This is a genomic window from Spirochaetia bacterium, assembly GCA_022482625.1.
Taxonomy (GTDB): Bacteria; Spirochaetota; Spirochaetia; order Sphaerochaetales; family Sphaerochaetaceae; genus Pleomorphochaeta.
The window spans coordinates 1,097,585-1,112,554 of record JAKVOU010000001.1 but is presented as its reverse complement, the minus strand read 5'-3'; the positions used below and the strand labels follow the sequence as shown (position 1 = coordinate 1,112,554).

Annotated in this window: 13 protein-coding genes and 1 tRNA gene; 13 read left to right on the top strand and 1 reads right to left on the bottom strand. The window is 45.0% G+C overall.

Features of this window, described 5'->3' with window-relative positions; genetic code table 11:
* Window positions 1-543: 543 nt before the first annotated feature.
* Window positions 544-617 (bottom strand) — tRNA-Pro (locus LKE40_05020).
* 172 nt (window positions 618-789) lie between these two features.
* On the opposite strand from LKE40_05020, the gene LKE40_05015 reads away from it, so the two are divergent.
* From LKE40_05015 to LKE40_04955, 13 genes are all read left to right on the top strand, one after another.
* On the top strand, window positions 790-1,386 hold the full coding sequence (locus tag LKE40_05015) for a TetR/AcrR family transcriptional regulator C-terminal domain-containing protein (protein ID MCH3916817.1): 597 nt from the start codon (window positions 790-792) through the stop codon (window positions 1,384-1,386).
* Window positions 1,387-1,636: 250 nt separating this feature from the next.
* Window positions 1,637-2,434, top strand: a complete 798-nt coding sequence (locus tag LKE40_05010) for a molecular chaperone (GenBank protein MCH3916816.1) — start codon at window positions 1,637-1,639, stop codon at window positions 2,432-2,434.
* Window positions 2,435-2,465: 31 nt separating this feature from the next.
* A complete protein-coding gene (locus tag LKE40_05005; GenBank protein ID MCH3916815.1) occupies window positions 2,466-5,759 on the top strand; it encodes a hypothetical protein in 3,294 nt (1,097 codons plus the stop codon).
* 163 nt (window positions 5,760-5,922) lie between these two features.
* Window positions 5,923-6,234 (top strand): hypothetical protein, encoded by a 312-nt coding sequence (locus tag LKE40_05000; protein MCH3916814.1) that lies wholly within the window; start codon window positions 5,923-5,925, stop codon window positions 6,232-6,234.
* Between the two features lie 8 nt (window positions 6,235-6,242).
* Window positions 6,243-7,331 (top strand): V-type ATPase subunit, encoded by a 1,089-nt coding sequence (locus LKE40_04995; GenBank protein ID MCH3916813.1) that lies wholly within the window; start codon window positions 6,243-6,245, stop codon window positions 7,329-7,331.
* A complete protein-coding gene (locus LKE40_04990; protein MCH3916812.1) occupies window positions 7,328-9,310 on the top strand; it encodes an ATPase in 1,983 nt (660 codons plus the stop codon). The genes LKE40_04995 and LKE40_04990 overlap by 4 nt, the downstream gene beginning before the upstream one ends.
* A 20-nt stretch (window positions 9,311-9,330) precedes the next feature.
* On the top strand, window positions 9,331-9,675 hold the full coding sequence (locus LKE40_04985) for an ATP synthase subunit C (GenBank protein MCH3916811.1): 345 nt from the start codon (window positions 9,331-9,333) through the stop codon (window positions 9,673-9,675).
* A gap of 5 nt (window positions 9,676-9,680) precedes the next feature.
* Window positions 9,681-9,980 (top strand): V-type ATP synthase subunit F, encoded by a 300-nt coding sequence (locus tag LKE40_04980; protein MCH3916810.1) that lies wholly within the window; start codon window positions 9,681-9,683, stop codon window positions 9,978-9,980.
* A 13-nt stretch (window positions 9,981-9,993) separates the two neighbouring features.
* A complete protein-coding gene (locus LKE40_04975) occupies window positions 9,994-10,611 on the top strand; it encodes a V-type ATP synthase subunit E family protein (GenBank protein MCH3916809.1) in 618 nt (205 codons plus the stop codon).
* Window positions 10,596-12,377, top strand: a complete 1,782-nt coding sequence (locus tag LKE40_04970) for a V-type ATP synthase subunit A (GenBank protein ID MCH3916808.1) — start codon at window positions 10,596-10,598, stop codon at window positions 12,375-12,377. Before LKE40_04975 ends, LKE40_04970 begins: the two co-directional genes overlap by 16 nt.
* Complete coding sequence (locus LKE40_04965) at window positions 12,364-13,779, top strand: V-type ATP synthase subunit B (GenBank protein ID MCH3916807.1); 1,416 nt, start codon at window positions 12,364-12,366, stop codon at window positions 13,777-13,779. Before LKE40_04970 ends, LKE40_04965 begins: the two co-directional genes overlap by 14 nt.
* The gene (locus LKE40_04960) at window positions 13,780-14,484 is read left to right on the top strand and encodes a V-type ATP synthase subunit D (GenBank protein ID MCH3916806.1); all 705 of its coding nucleotides are present in this window, start codon (window positions 13,780-13,782) and stop codon (window positions 14,482-14,484) included.
* Window positions 14,481-14,963, top strand: coding sequence for a universal stress protein (locus LKE40_04955; protein ID MCH3916805.1), 483 nt, complete (start codon window positions 14,481-14,483; stop codon window positions 14,961-14,963). Before LKE40_04960 ends, LKE40_04955 begins: the two co-directional genes overlap by 4 nt.
* Window positions 14,964-14,970: the final 7 nt, after the last annotated feature.

Sequence of the window (14,970 nt, the reverse complement as noted above, 5' to 3'; positions counted from 1 at the left end):
AAATCTATTTCCAAATCAACAAGATTTTTTGCATATTGATGCAGGACTGATTTCTGCTTTAGTATTAAGCTTTTGCTAGTATATCATGAAAAACCAGCATTGCATATTATTCAAAATGGTACAATTTTCATTTTTTCTTTCTCTGTCCATTTTAGATAACCTTTCTGAACTTTAAACATGGAATCCCATCCTTTTTCCGTTAACTTTACGTTTTATGTTGGAGTAGATAATGAATCTGTCCTTTCAGGCAATATGAAGAAATCTTTTTGTTGGTTTTCAAGTGTTAGTTCATATGATATGGGCAAATTAACACATACAAGAAGAGATTGCTATGCATACAATGGTTTATATTGGATTGGAGTTGATGTTATCAAGAATATGGATAATATAAGTCTACGCAACAGGAATAAGAGCTAGAGTTGTATTTTGGTAACTAAAAGTACTAATAGTATAATTTGAATCAGGGATTGCTATTTGGGTTCATGTTTACAAATCTGGTCACGAAAGGATAAAAAAGTAGCCTCGCTGAAAAGGCTACCAAAGTCGGGCTGGGCGGATTTGAACCGCCGACCCCAAGTCCCCCAGACTTGTACGCTAAACCCCTGCGCTACAGCCCGTCCGACTCATGGAGAAGTACCATAATCAGAGATTTTTGTCAACGGGCAAAACAAAATGTCCGGTTCGAATTTGCAGGCAAGGTTTTACTAAGTAAGCTTGCAATACTGATATCTGTGTGTTACCATACTTACCGTTAGCAAACAACTATAGGACTTAGGGGGAAACTAAACTATGGGTACTAAAACAAAGGAATTATTGGCGAATACGTTGGTAAATCTGATGGAAAATGAGTATCTGGACAAGATCAAGGTGACCGCACTCGCCAAGGCTTGTGGAATCAATCGGCAGACATTCTACTACCATTTCAACGATATGTATGAACTGGTCTATTGGATGCTCAATAATGAAAGTGAACAGCTTTTGGCATCAGTACAGGACCAAGCTGATATCGTCCAGATTTTTTTAGTATTTGAAACCTATATGAGCAAGAACAGCAAGACTATCCAGAATGTCTACTACAGTCTCAGTAGGGATGTGTTACAACGTTTCTTGCTGGACAAGACCAGTGATATATTAAGGCGATATATCGTTCTTCAAGGTTACGCAAGGGATATAGATGCTACGGTTGTTGAAAGAGTCGTGCAATTCTATAAACATGCTTATGTCGGTTATGTCCTGGAATGGATTCGCTGTGGTATGACGGTCGATACCAGTCTGCCGAAAGATAAGATTGCATTGCTTCTCGGTGAATCCTTGAGAAGGGAGGTCTTAGGGCTGGAAGGAATACTCCAATCCAATAGGCATTACCAATCGAAGCGTGAAGCATAGTTACTTGACCAAACATATGATTTGACATCAGTTGCATATTATTTTCTTGGGCAAAATCCAATAATTTAATATTGGAAAAAGGATTTTTAACTTTTTTTACTATTTTTACTTGAATAATATTCTTAATAAGCATAAAATATGTCATAAGTTACAAGATGATTTATGTGCCTAGGATTCTGAATGTCAGGTATTTTTCTTGTAAAAAACCGGGTTGTCCACTAGAATAAAAGAAAAACGGATGGAAAATTCAATGGATAGAAGAATAGTAAGAAGGTTGGTGTCTACGATAGTCGTGGCATTGGTTTCAAGCGTGATGTTGTCCGCGTTTCAGTTTTCTCCGATGGAACAGACTTTTTCGCCTACGGGGGCAGGAAACACAAAGACATATACCATCGTCAATGACAGTGAGGATACGATAGCTGTTCAGATTTCAGCATTGACTCGTTCCCATAATATCAACGGAGAAGAAGTCAATGCTCCGGCTGATGCCTATTTTTCCATTACTCCTAACAAGTGTCTGATTCCTCCACAGACATCCCAAGTGGTCAGAGTCCAGTATCGTGGTACATCTACGGTAACAAGAGAGTTGTCATTCAGGATCAAGGCGGAACAGATATTATATTCAAAAGGTAAGGCAGCTGATAACCAGAGTATGTTCAATTTCCTTTATATCTTTTCAACAAGTGCTTATGTCGAGCCCTCTCAGAAAATTGAACGTATTGCTTTGCGAAAAGTAGCTCCGTCTACAAAAGAAGTGACAGTTACTGATAAAGATGGAAAGGCCTCTCAACATCTTGAGAATACCATGGCAATTACGATTTCCAACCTTGGTACCGTGCATCAAAAAATGATTAATCCGACTTTTGCAGTTATGGATAGCAAGGGCAATAAGGTCTTGTTGTCCGGAGATGAGGCGACTGCGGGACTTTCAGGTTCTAACATACTTGCAGGAGAAACTGTTACGTTGCAGATACCTTGGCCGATTGTTTTGTCTAGGGACTCCGGTACAACATATAAGTTTTCGAATATCAAGTATGGCGAAGACTGATTGGTCGCAGATATAAGGTAGTACATGGAGCATGCCCAAGAGACGATTCAAAAAACGACACGTCGGGAGAACTATATTCCTTGTTTGTTTATTGACAGCCATGGGTGTACTTTCTGTTCAATATAGTAAGTATCTACCGATTGCTTCGCCTTCAGAAAAACCTATTTTTCCTACAGAATCACGTTCTTTTGGAACTGATGGTCATGTAAATATTGATGACAGGTTGCGGCCATCTTCATTGCCATTGGTTGAGTTCAGCCGATCCGATAATACTGTAGAACAGGTTGTTGCCAAGACTGTTGTGGTGCCAGAGATGCCTCCGGAACAGAAGATAAAAGAACCTGAACCTGTTGTGCAGGAAGAATTACCTGCAGTTTCTTCACAGAAAACTGTCGAAGGAAATTTTCCTGCTTCACCGTCATCGGATACAGATTTTGATTTCAGTTTCGGTGATACTGCACCTTCTGGGATACCTGATGTTCCTACCATGTTGGAGGCTGGTGTACAGAGTCAAGCCGAATACGACAGGTTGCATCCTGTACGTAACAGCTTGTTTGAACGTGATGCCAGTTTCTTTGATGATTTTTATGTTGCAGGTCAGGATACCTCTCCGCTGATTGATGATGGTACCTATTACATGGCTCTCTATGTAAACGACCTGAATGTCGGAGATGTCGAAGTAAAGGTTGCTGATTCAGTTGCATCCATAAACAAAAAGGGCATGCTTGCCTTGATTTCTGGGAAGATAACAGACGAAGCCGCAGCGAGGCTTTCAGCTTTTGACAATGCCTATTTTACTGTCGACGGCCTTGCCGGTCTCGGTGTCAAGGCGAAGATAGATGTCATACAGTTTACCGTGCATTTGACTTTTGATGTTGCTGATATGCCTTTGCAGATAATCTCGCTTACCAATAGATCCAATATGCTTACTAGGAACGATTCCTTTGGTATCTATGATGCAAAGGTACTTAAACCGGAGCCTTTCAGTGATTCCATGAACCTGTATCTGAGTACATATAGGGACATCAGCGAAGATTCGCCTCTCTTTGCTGATTCTCCATGGGATATAAACCTGAACGTACATCATGCAATCGGCATAAAGGGTATTGCCTTTGATCTTTCCAATCAGTTCGTCTATACATTCTTTTCGGAAGATTCAGGTCCCTTCTCTGCATCGGTCAGTGATTGGGTCGGATATTTCGACATACCGGACAAATCTCTGCGGGTTACATTCGGACAGACAGGCGGTTATCTTTCCACAACAGGTACTCCTATCGGTTTCTCTGTGGAGAAATCCTATTCCTATGGTAAGGAAAGGGACCTCGGGCCTCAATTCGTAAAAGATTTTGTTCTCAAGCATGATGCTAAAGTGACTGTGACAATCAATGGCAAAAAGGTCTATTCGGCCGTAAAGAAGAAAGGCGAGTACAAGTTCATTGATCTGCCGCTCATTACAGGCAACAACTATGTCAAGTTTACTTTTGAACCTCTCGATGACAGCTTTGAGACTACATATGACGAATATACCATCCCGTATGATACAAGGTTGTTGGGAAGGGGTGATTATCTATATGGATTCAGTGCCGCAATAGACAAGACAGAGGTAACCAGCAGTACGGATTCTTTGCTTAAGTTGCCCTATCTTGACGGCACATGGTATGAATACCATCCTGATGATTTCCAGGCAAGATTCTATCTCAATGCAGGATTGACACATTGGTTTACGCTTAATACGTCGTTTGCTTTCAAGTCCGGGATCATGCAGGTAAATCTTTCTGAATTGTTGGCTACTTACGCGGGTTCTTTTCAGGGGTCGACGATAGTGAAAATCCTGGATGGCTATACTCCTACATTCGAACAGCATCTGAATCATACGTTCGTGACTCCGATCGGCAATCTCTTGGCTTCGGCGCAGGTCACGTTGCCGATATATGATCTTGATACCATGGAGGTCTATAGCCCGGTCAGCTATTATGGCAGCCTCAGTTATACCCTTGACTATGGAAACATCCCTCCGATTTCGACCTCAGCTTCCTTTACGTATGAATCGGACGTGTTTTCATGGACAGGAAACATGAACGTTTCGTATACTCCTCAGACAGGCCTTGACCTGGTCGGTTCAATGGTAGTGTCAGCCTCGACCCCTGAACTGTCGTCTCCTGATATCAGCTTCCAGGTCGGTGTGTCAATGTCATACGGTGACAAGATGTCTTCAAGTGCCAGTTACAATTCAAGTGGAGACGCTGCTGTTTCCGTGAACTGGACTCCGCGTACAGAGGATTCCGTCCAGATGAGCTTGGGTGGCCTGCAATTGCTTGATGCTGATTCTACTGCACCGACGCTGAGCCTTTCCTGGTCACATATAAGTGATTTCTATTCCTTGGCTTTGAAAGACAGCATGAGTGACAGTTTCGGTACACATGCAACCAGTCTTTCCCTCGGTACGGCTATCTTGGTTGCTGGTCCTCATTTTGCCATCAATAGGACGGGAGCTTCCAATTTCTTGTTGATAAAGCCTGCTGGGAAACTTGCAGGACATTCTGTTTCTGTGGGAAAGACAAATACGGCCTCTCCTGCGCAGCTGGCATCGTTGCTTGGACGTTCTGCCTATACTTCGCTTACTGCAAATACGGCTAATAATCTGATTATCTATGCAAATGCTGATTCGCTGATGACCGGTAGTGGGACTTTTGCTTATAAGCTTGAACCGAAACTGAGGGAAAGTTATTATATTGAACTTTCACTTCCTGTTTCCTTTACCGTCAGCGGCGTGCTGAATAACAGTGACGGAACTCCACTGAAGCAATATTCTGCTCCTGTTTACTTTGCCAAGACCGGAGATGACGGTAAAAAGACAATGACCAAGGATGCGAAACTCTATCTCTTTACTGATGACAATGGGAGATATATGCTTACTGACGTACCTGTGGGTGACTACATGTTTGATGCAAAGGGTACGGATGGTTGGTATGCAGTATGCTTCTCCGTAAGGGAAAAGAAACCTGACGACAATTCCGTCATAGAACTTGAATCTTTCAGTATTCCCAAAGATACAGGCAAGGATCTGCTCGCACTTGATACTATGGTTACGACCTCGGATTTGTCTACTCAGAATGCCAATCTGAAGGTATTCGGTGATATTGCCGTGAGTGATTACAAAAAGGCATTTGTCCTTAAGGAAGTCAAGAGAACTACCGAACAGGCATTTTTGGATTTCCTTTATCCTGCAGGACAATCGGGGGCTTCGGCTGCCAGTGAGACTGGGACTGCTTCAGAAAGTGATCTCGGGCCAGTACCCGAATATTTGGATCTGAGCAAGTTCTGAGCTGATGTGCAGACGGAGGAATTTGTTAAAAAAAACAGATAATGTATGTAGGGTCATTTGGGCAGTTGCCATGATACAGGACAAGTCGTTGTAAGAAGTTTTGAGTGACATTTGTTGACATAAAACGGTTAAAGCAGAATAATTTGACAGTAAGGAGTTTTCCATGCAAAGTGAAATCATCAATGAGATCCTTTCGGTTGAAGACGACGCAGACAAAATTGTCGACGATGCACAGAAGAAAGCCAGTGGCATAGTCAGTGATGCAGAAGCTAAGGCTGCCGCATTGGTCAAGGACGCATTGAAAAAAGAAAGGGAGAAGAACCAGGCAGCACTTAAGATCTTGATGAACGACAATGCAGAGAAACTTGCGGCTTATCAGAAAGAGCTGGAAAAGCAGATTGTAGATGAACCTGATTTGATCAACAAGCTTTCTGGTGAACTGGCAGATAAAATCTGCAATTCATCAGTGTACTAGGACAAGGTATGAAGAGTGCAATAAACAACTATAGTTATATCAACGCAAAACTTCGGGCACGTATTGGTGTTATCAGGCAGAGTAGTCTGGAAAGTGACCTGCAGAAGGCTGGTGGATTGGTGGAAGCAATAGGCGTACTCAAGGACCATGGCTATGATGAAGCTGCTACTGCATATGATAAAACCGGAGATCTCCAGATGGTTGAATTGGCACTTGCCAAGCAACTGGTAGCAGACTATAGGGATATCGGTAGGCAAGTAAGTGACAAGCCAAGGGATGTAGTTCTCTGTATGATATCCCGTCTGGAATTGGATAATATAAAGAATGCCATGAGGTTGTGGTATTCATCGGCGGTACACCATCGTCCTATTACATACAGGACCTCATATCTCATCAAGGAAAAATTCGTCAATGACATAAACCTGCTGGGAATTGTCAATGCAATGACTTATGACCAGATTGTCGCAAGCGTTGCACATACATGGTATGAACCTATTTTCAAGGAATATGATTTCGATATCATTGAACGGGATGGCCTGTTTGATTTGGAATCAGCTCTTGACAGGGGATGGTATGCCCAGATGAATAAAGCTGACAAGGCCCTTGATGGTAATGACAAGACCGTTGCCGTGCAATTGTTCAATATGGAAGTGGATTTGAAGAATTTGCTGATGCTTGTCCGATATGGTTGGTTTCATCAGATGGAAGCTGAAAAATTGCGTAGTTTGCTTTATCCTTATGGCACGGTTTACAGAGATAAGGGTGTGCAGAACTATATAGATCAAAAGAAAGATGCACGGGATGCCCAGGCTCTGTTGCAGGGACGTTATCCTGATTTGGCAAAGACTGTCCAGGAAAAAGGTGTCGTCGACAACAAGCTTGTTCCTTTGATTGAGCAGACACGGATGGTAGAGCATTTTCTTGTAGAAAGGAGGAAAGCCTTGGCTATCAGATGCCTGGAAGGCAATCCTTTTACCATTGGGGTTGCACTGGCCTATTTTTACTTCAAGGAAGCACAATACAGTATGGTCTGTGGCATTTTGGGTGCAAAATACTATGGCATTGCCGATGATGGCAACAAGGGGAATGCATCATGAGTCTCTTTACCGAAGATATGCGGATGATTACGGCTGTGGTTTTGGAAGAGTGTAGCGACGAAGTCATCAAGGCTCTGTTGGAACTGGGTGCCTTGGATTTCGTCCAGATAAAGAATCTTCCCCCCAGTCAACTGGCAAAGCTTTCTCACAGGAATCCCAATGTCAGCAAGGCTGGTATCATTGATACACGTCACAGGATCGGCAACCTGCTCAGGCAAGGAGGACGGCCTGTCCCGAGCAGTTCCCAATTGGATGTCAAGGAAATGACATCATTGGATCTGAAGGACTACCGTGCCCAGCTTGACAAGCTTTCCCGTTCACTTGGTACATTGAAAGACCAACAGAAAACGTACAGCCAACTTGAGCAGAGCCTTACGGAAATGCGCAGGTACCTCCAGGAAGGGCAGAATGATTATGTTGATATCAGAGTCGGAACCATTACTGGCAATCTTGATGCCTTGAAGAAACGACTGGGCGAATATGGGGCAGTCATCAGTGAAAAGGATGGACATATTGCCACGATGACTTTACGCCGGGATGCGCAGAATGTTTCAGATGCCATGGAAGTCTTCGGTTGGACTGAATCTGCTGACCGCATTGTGCAGCAGGAAGGCGATGAGAGGGTCAAAGCCAATCTGGACAAGCGTATTGAGGATGCCATTGCAAAGAAAACGGAACTGGAACAGCAGGTCGCAGATAAGATCGGAGAGCATGAGCAGGAACTGACAGTCATGTGGTGCAACCTTCGTCTGCATGAGTTGAGTGACCAGATCCGTTCTTATTTTTCCTATACCAAGAATACGACTCTTTTTTCCGGCTGGGTCCCTTCATACCTGGCAGATAAGGTTGAGGCTGCAATTGAGACGTCCAGCAACGGACAATGCATCATTGATTGGACGGAAGTGAATGAAGTTCCTCGGGAAACGGTTCCTGTTGCAATGAAAAGCCCTGCAGTCCTTCGGCCGTTTGAGAGAATTGTAAGGAACTATGGTACACCGGAATATGGCACGGTCAATCCGACACCTTTCGTTGCTGTAGCCTACATGACGATGTTCCTGTTGATGTTTGCTGATATCGGGCAAGGCATAGTCATACTGCTGATCGGGTGGCTGACCGGACGTCTCTACAGCAAGCATCCTGAGATGAAGGATGGTATCATCCCCCGCAGCGTATGTACGCTGATTGAATATGTCGGTATTGCTTCTATTATCGGAGGAATACTTTTTGGATCGAATTTCGGATTTCCGGTCCCGGCCTTGTGGTTCAATTACCATTCGGTGGTCATGGGACATCCTTTGCCAGGTACACCTGTACAGAATATCTATGATATCCTGGGAATTTCAATTTACTATGGACTTATTGTCATTTTTGTCGGATTAGGCATCAACTGGACCAATCTCATAAGGAAAAAGAATTGGATTAAACTTTTCTTTGACCGTCAGGGCTTCAGTGGTGTGGCTATCTACATAGTCGGGCTTTATATTGGTTTCAGTTATACCTACAGTGGCTTCAAGTCATTCCCATCAGATCCATGGATTGCATGGGTTCTGCTTGCCGCAGCCTTGGGTATGTTGGCCAGAAGGCCTCTTGAATATATCCTTGACAGGAAAGCTGGGAAGGTAGTACAGCCCTTCGGGCCGTTCCTTGCCAATGCCCTGATGATGTGGCTCATCGAATTGCTGGAGACATTTACCGGCTATCTGTCAAATACCCTTTCGTTTTTCCGTGTGGCAGGGCTAGGTATTGCCCATGTCAGTCTGATGGGTGCCTTTGAAAGCCTGGCAGAAATACCAGGGCTTCATTCCATAGGTGGTATTGCCATATTGGTGGCCGGCAATGCGCTGGTCATCGCTTTGGAGGGGCTGAGCACAGGCATTCAAGCCTTGAGGCTCAACTACTACGAATTCTTTACTAAGTTTTTCAACGGTACTGGGATTGCATACTCACCGGTTAGCTTGCGGTCCAAGGATCGATCATAGTAATGACAGGAGGGTCAATCATGACCAAAATTGCTTTTAAGAGAAAAGTTTCACTTTCATTCATTGCCACTTTCCTTATGCTGATTGCATCAGGATTTCTCTTTGCCCCTGGTGCGTTTGCAGCTGGAACTACAACCGCAGCTGCATCAAGCAGTGTCGGTATAGTCTGTCTGGCTGCAGCTATTTCATTCGGCTGTGGCGCTATTGCTGCAGGTTTTGCCATTGCACATGTCGGAGCAGCTGCTATGGGTGCAATCAGCGAGAAACCTGAGATTGCCTCACAGGCTTTGATCTTCATCGCACTGGCCGAAGGTCTTGTCATCTTCGGTTTCATCATTGCGTTGATGATTCTGGGACACGTATAACTTCCATGCAGTATTTTGTCATCGGTGACGAAGACACCGTACTTGGCTTTTCTTTGGTCGGAGTCTTCGGCATGCAGGCGACTGATCCTACGCAGGCCAAGGCTGCTTGGGACAAAGCCATCAGCGATACGAACAATGGGATAATCATCATTACGCAACCGGTAGCGGATATGATCAGTTCCATCGTCGACAAATATCTTTTTACCGAGACATTTCCTCTGGTGGTTGTCATTCCGGGACCTGGCGGGGAGAAGAGCAAAGATCTGCGTTCGCTTGTGAATGATGCAATTGGCATAAGTTTATGAATGGAGAAATGTTGTGAACACGGACAATGGATTGTTGGGAGGCATAACTGCACAAGCCCAGAAAAAGGCTGAAAAAATCATACAGAATGCCCAAGTACGCTCTGACCAGATCATTGCAGATGCAGTGGAAAAGTCAAAGCACGATGTAATGTTGGAAGAAAAGTCCTATACAGGTAGAGTTGCAACCGAAGGGTTGAAGCTTGAAGCTTCAAAAAGAAGTATTGCCCGGAAAGTGCAGCTTGAGATTCTCAATCGAAGGTATACCCAGCTTTTGGAAAATGTGCGGGAAAAAGTACTCAGCACGCTGCAAGGGAAAGAAGGCGAAGCAGTGCTTTGCTCATGGATTCTGGAGGCAGTACTTGGCCTTGGTCTTGACAAGGCTAAGATTTCCTTTTGTATCTCGACACCGGTGAATGAGGAAATGCTCAGAAAAGTTGAGAAAATGGCTTTGGACAAATATGATCTGACAATTGCATTGCAACTTGATTCCCGACGTTTGCTTGCTCCAGGGGTTGTGGCTACTTCCCTTAATGGCAAGATTTCGTTCAACAACCAGGTCGATGTGCGTATGCGTCGCTTCGACCGCGATCTGAAAGTAGCCGTGCAGGAGGGCTCATGCCCACAAGAGTAATTGGACACATTAAACGCGTCAATGGTCCTGTCATCACTGTTACTGACGTTACGGATGCTGAAATGCTTGAATTGGTCAGGGTCGGTGAACAACGCTTGATCGGTGAAGTCGTCAAGCTGTTTGATACTGAAGCAACCATCCAAGTATATGAAGATGCAACGGGAATTTGTCCCGGCGATAATGTCTATGGTTCAGGTATGCCGCTGTGTGCAGAACTCGGGCCTGGGATTATCGGTTCAATCTATGATGGCATACAGAGACCACTTGAGAAGCTTGAGGAAGCCAGCGGTACGTTTATTTCCCGAGGACTTTCCTTTGATGGTATCGACCATAAGAAAAAATGGCATTTTGTACCTGTTGCCAAGCCTGGTGATGCCATTGCTGCTGGACATATGCTGGGAACCGTACAGGAAACTACGACGATTGTCCACAAGATCATGGTACCGCCTACGGCATCTGATGGGATCGTTACCGACATCGTAGAAGAAGGTGATTATACCGTCGAGGATATCATTGCTACCATTTCTCAGACCAAAGGTACCGATTTCAAGGTAACCATGATACAGAAATGGCCCATACGAAAGCCTAGGCCTGTAAAGAATAGGTTGCCGTTCCATGCACCGTTGATAACAGGTCAAAGGGTAATCGATACCCTGTTCCCGCTTGCAAAAGGTGGTACGGTCGCCATTCCCGGCGGATTCGGAACTGGAAAAACGATGACCCAACATGCTATTGCACAGTGGTGTGATGCTGACCTCATCGTATATATCGGTTGTGGAGAACGCGGGAATGAAATGACAGATGTCCTGCGTGAGTTTCCACAGCTTATTGATCCGAAAAATGGCAAAAGCCTGATGGAACGCACAATTCTTATAGCAAATACATCCAATATGCCGGTGTCAGCACGTGAAGCTTCCATTTATACGGGAATTACCATGGCTGAATACTACAGGGACATGGGTTATGCCGTGGCAGTCATGGCAGATTCTACCTCACGATGGGCAGAAGCTCTCCGTGAACTTTCCGGACGTATGGAAGAGATGCCTGCAGAAGAAGGCTTCCCTGCTTACCTTGCAACGAGGATTGCAGAGTTCTATGAACGTGCAGGTCTGATGAAGACGCTCGGTGAAGAAGAGGGATCCGTTTCCGTAATTGGAGCAGTCTCTCCTCCTGGCGGTGATTTCAGTGAACCTGTTACTATGCATACCAAGCGCTTTGTGCGTTGTTTCTGGGGGTTGGACCGTGCTTTGGCTTCTGCAAGGCATTATCCGGCTATCAGCTGGATTGACAGCTACAGTGAATATCTGCTTGATGTGAAAGACTGGTGGAATTCTCACAGTGATGATACGTGGCAGAAAAACCGTCAGATTATCATGGAATTGCTCCAGAGGGAAGTCCGGCTGCAGCAGATCGTCAAGCTGGTCGGTGCAGATGCCCTGCCGGATTCCCAGAACTTCATCATTGAAGTGTGCAGTGTATTCAAGAATGCTTTCCTGCAGCAGAATGCCTTTGATAAGATTGACCGGTATTGTGTTGTTGCGAAGCAGGTCAAGATGCTGCAGTGCATCGTTACGTACTGGGAGAAGGGCAGTGAGGCCATCAAGAAGGGTGTTCCTTTGATCAAGCTGAGAAGACTGCAGGCTGTGCAGGATATCCAGAAGATGAAATCCGTTGTTCCCAATGATGATGTTTCCCAGATAGACAAGTTGGAACTGAAACTTGAACGTAGCATTGACAAGCTTGGAGGCATTTATGAAGAAGAATGAAAGTCTTGATAAGGCTTTGCTGGCCGGCAGGGAGTATCTGGGAGCCAGTAAGATCGACGGCCCCCTTGTGTATATGAGGAATACCCATCCTATCGGATATGGGGAACTTGTTGAGGTCATTGCTCCTGATGGGTCAAGAAGGTCAGGACAAGTACTTGATACCAGTGATGATGTAGTATGTGTACAGGTGTTTGAGGGGACCAGTGGACTGACCATGCCGGGGACAGGCATGCATTTCATGGGACATCCGCTTACATTGCCGGTGTCAGAGGGTATGCTTGGAAGAGTCATGAACGGCTTGGGACAGAGCAGGGATGGTTCTCCCATTCCCCAAGGTGCCGAGGACAGAAGTGTCAACGGCGAGCCGATCAACCCAACGGCCCGTCTCTATCCGAGGAATTTCATCCAGACAGGTATTTCTGTCATTGATGGTATGACTACTTTGATTCAGGGACAGAAACTGCCGATCTTCAGTGGCAATGGCATGGAACACAATGAGCTTGCAGCTCAGATTGTACGTCAAGCTACCGTACGGGGCAGTGACAATGATTTTTCCATTGTCTTTGCCGCCATGGGAGTCAAGTATGATGTAGCCAGATACTTCATTTCTTCCTTTGAGGATAGCGGGGTAATCGGTAATGTGGCACTTTTCCTTTCACTGGCAGATGATCCTTCCATTGAAAGGACAATTACACCACGTACAGCTCTGACATTGGCAGAGTATCTTGCGTTTGAGAAAAACAAGCAGGTGCTTGTCATCATGACCGACATGACGAACTACTGTGAATCAATCCGTGAAATTTCGACACTCAGAGGCGAAATCCCATCAAGGAAAGGTTATCCCGGATACTTGTATTCTGATTTGGCTGAGTTGTACGAACGGTCAGGTAAGGTAGAAGGTAGTACCGGTTCCATTACCCAATTGCCTATCCTTTCCATGCCTAATGATGATATTTCGCATCCTATTCCCGATTTGACCGGATATATTACCGAGGGACAGATCGTATTTGACAGATCGATGCATGCTGCAGAGATTTATCCGCCGATCAATCCTCTTCCGTCACTTTCTCGACTTATGAAAGACGGTATCGGAGAAGGAATGACTAGGGCTGACCATCCCCATCTGTCAAACCAGCTCTTTGCCTCGTATTCCCATGTGCAGGATGTCAGGAACCTGGCTTCTGTCATCGGTGAAGAAGAACTGACTCCGATTGACAAGCAGTATATCAAGTTCGGTGATTATTTTGAGAAGCATTTCATCAACCAGGGATTTGATGAAAACCGTTCGATTGAGGAAACTCTGGACATCGGCTGGAAGGCCCTTGGCTATTTGCCTGCTGAAGAATTGCAGCGATTGAGTGAAGATGAGATCGAAGAACACTGGGTGGAGGCAGAAGAGTAGATGGACAACAAGTTAGCTCCTACTCGGAGCAATCTGATGAAACTGGAAGGTAACCTGAAGTTTGCAAAACTCGGCTATGAGTTGCTTGACCAGAAACGGCAGATTCTTGTGTCTGAACTACTGGCGCTGGTTGACCAAGCTGTTGACTACCAGACCCGTGTCGACAAGTCCCTTGATACTGCGTGGGATACCTTACGACGGGCTATCATGGAGATGGGAAGGCTGAAAGTAGGCAATCTCAGTGGTGCTACCAACATTGAATATACCATTGAAGTAAAAAGCCGCAAGGTGATGGGTGTGTCTGTTCCTGTCGTGGATACGACTTTTGAGGATCATGGGCCCTATTTTTCCGAAGAGAGTGCCACTTTGCTTGCTGAACTGGGTATCCAGCGGTTTTCTGAAAGCCTTGAACTGATGGGACGCCTTGCTGAACTGAAGGTCTCAATCATGCGGCTGAGCAGGGAAGTCAAGAAGACGATCAGGAAGGTAAATGCGCTTGACAAGATTTCAATTCCTGAGACAGAAGAAACCATCAAATACATGAAGGGTAGGATTGAGGAAAGTGAGAGGGAAAGTTTCATTCTTCTCAAGAATGTCAAGGATCGGATGGAAAAGGAACGTCTGGCTGCCGATCGCAGAAAAAGCGGAAAGAAGCTGACCATGGCAAAAGTCGTGGAACCTGTTCCAAGGGAGGTTGGAAAATGAGCGTACCGTTCAAGCACATCATGGTTTATGTTGATGGATCCGAAGATTCCTTGTCGGCTGTCATGTATGCCATTTTGCTAGCTAAGCAAGATGCCTCAAAGCTTGATGCCATGTATGTCGTCAATACTCGGGCATTGTCAGAACTGGTTAAATCCGGTATTTTTATTGACTCAGAGCGATCTGCCTATCAAAGGGATTTGCATAAGGATGCAGAAAGATATCTGAAGCATGCAACAAAGCTTGCAAAAATGAAGAATGTTGCTATATCATGTATCACTGAAGAGGGGTCGGCGCATAGGATTGTCCGTGATTATATCAAGGAAAACGGAATAGATCTTCTGGTCCTTGGTGGTATGTCAACTATCCGTAGCCGACTTGATGATCTCAATAGTGAAACTGACCGTATGGTAAGGACCGTAACGTGTCCTGTCATGCTTGTCAGGGATGAAGAAGATGTCTGGAATAGCTTTGACGAATAAGACTGGG

Excerpts from the sequence above, each read along its gene's own strand:
- LKE40_05010 (MCH3916816.1), top strand. The coding sequence starts at position 1,637 with ATGGATAGAAGAATAGTAAGAAGGTTGGTGTCTACGATAGTCGTGGCA.
- LKE40_04955 (MCH3916805.1), top strand. The coding sequence starts at position 14,481 with ATGAGCGTACCGTTCAAGCACATCATGGTTTATGTTGATGGATCCGAA.
- LKE40_04960 (MCH3916806.1), top strand. The coding sequence starts at position 13,780 with ATGGACAACAAGTTAGCTCCTACTCGGAGCAATCTGATGAAACTGGAA.
- LKE40_04980 (MCH3916810.1), top strand. The coding sequence starts at position 9,681 with ATGCAGTATTTTGTCATCGGTGACGAAGACACCGTACTTGGCTTTTCT.
- LKE40_04995 (MCH3916813.1), top strand. The coding sequence starts at position 6,243 with ATGAAGAGTGCAATAAACAACTATAGTTATATCAACGCAAAACTTCGG.
- LKE40_05005 (MCH3916815.1), top strand. The coding sequence starts at position 2,466 with ATGCCCAAGAGACGATTCAAAAAACGACACGTCGGGAGAACTATATTC.
- LKE40_04965 (MCH3916807.1), top strand. The coding sequence starts at position 12,364 with ATGAAGAAGAATGAAAGTCTTGATAAGGCTTTGCTGGCCGGCAGGGAG.
- LKE40_04990 (MCH3916812.1), top strand. The coding sequence starts at position 7,328 with ATGAGTCTCTTTACCGAAGATATGCGGATGATTACGGCTGTGGTTTTG.
- LKE40_05015 (MCH3916817.1), top strand. The coding sequence starts at position 790 with ATGGGTACTAAAACAAAGGAATTATTGGCGAATACGTTGGTAAATCTG.
- LKE40_04970 (MCH3916808.1), top strand. The coding sequence starts at position 10,596 with ATGCCCACAAGAGTAATTGGACACATTAAACGCGTCAATGGTCCTGTC.
- LKE40_05000 (MCH3916814.1), top strand. The coding sequence starts at position 5,923 with ATGCAAAGTGAAATCATCAATGAGATCCTTTCGGTTGAAGACGACGCA.
- LKE40_04985 (MCH3916811.1), top strand. The coding sequence starts at position 9,331 with ATGACCAAAATTGCTTTTAAGAGAAAAGTTTCACTTTCATTCATTGCC.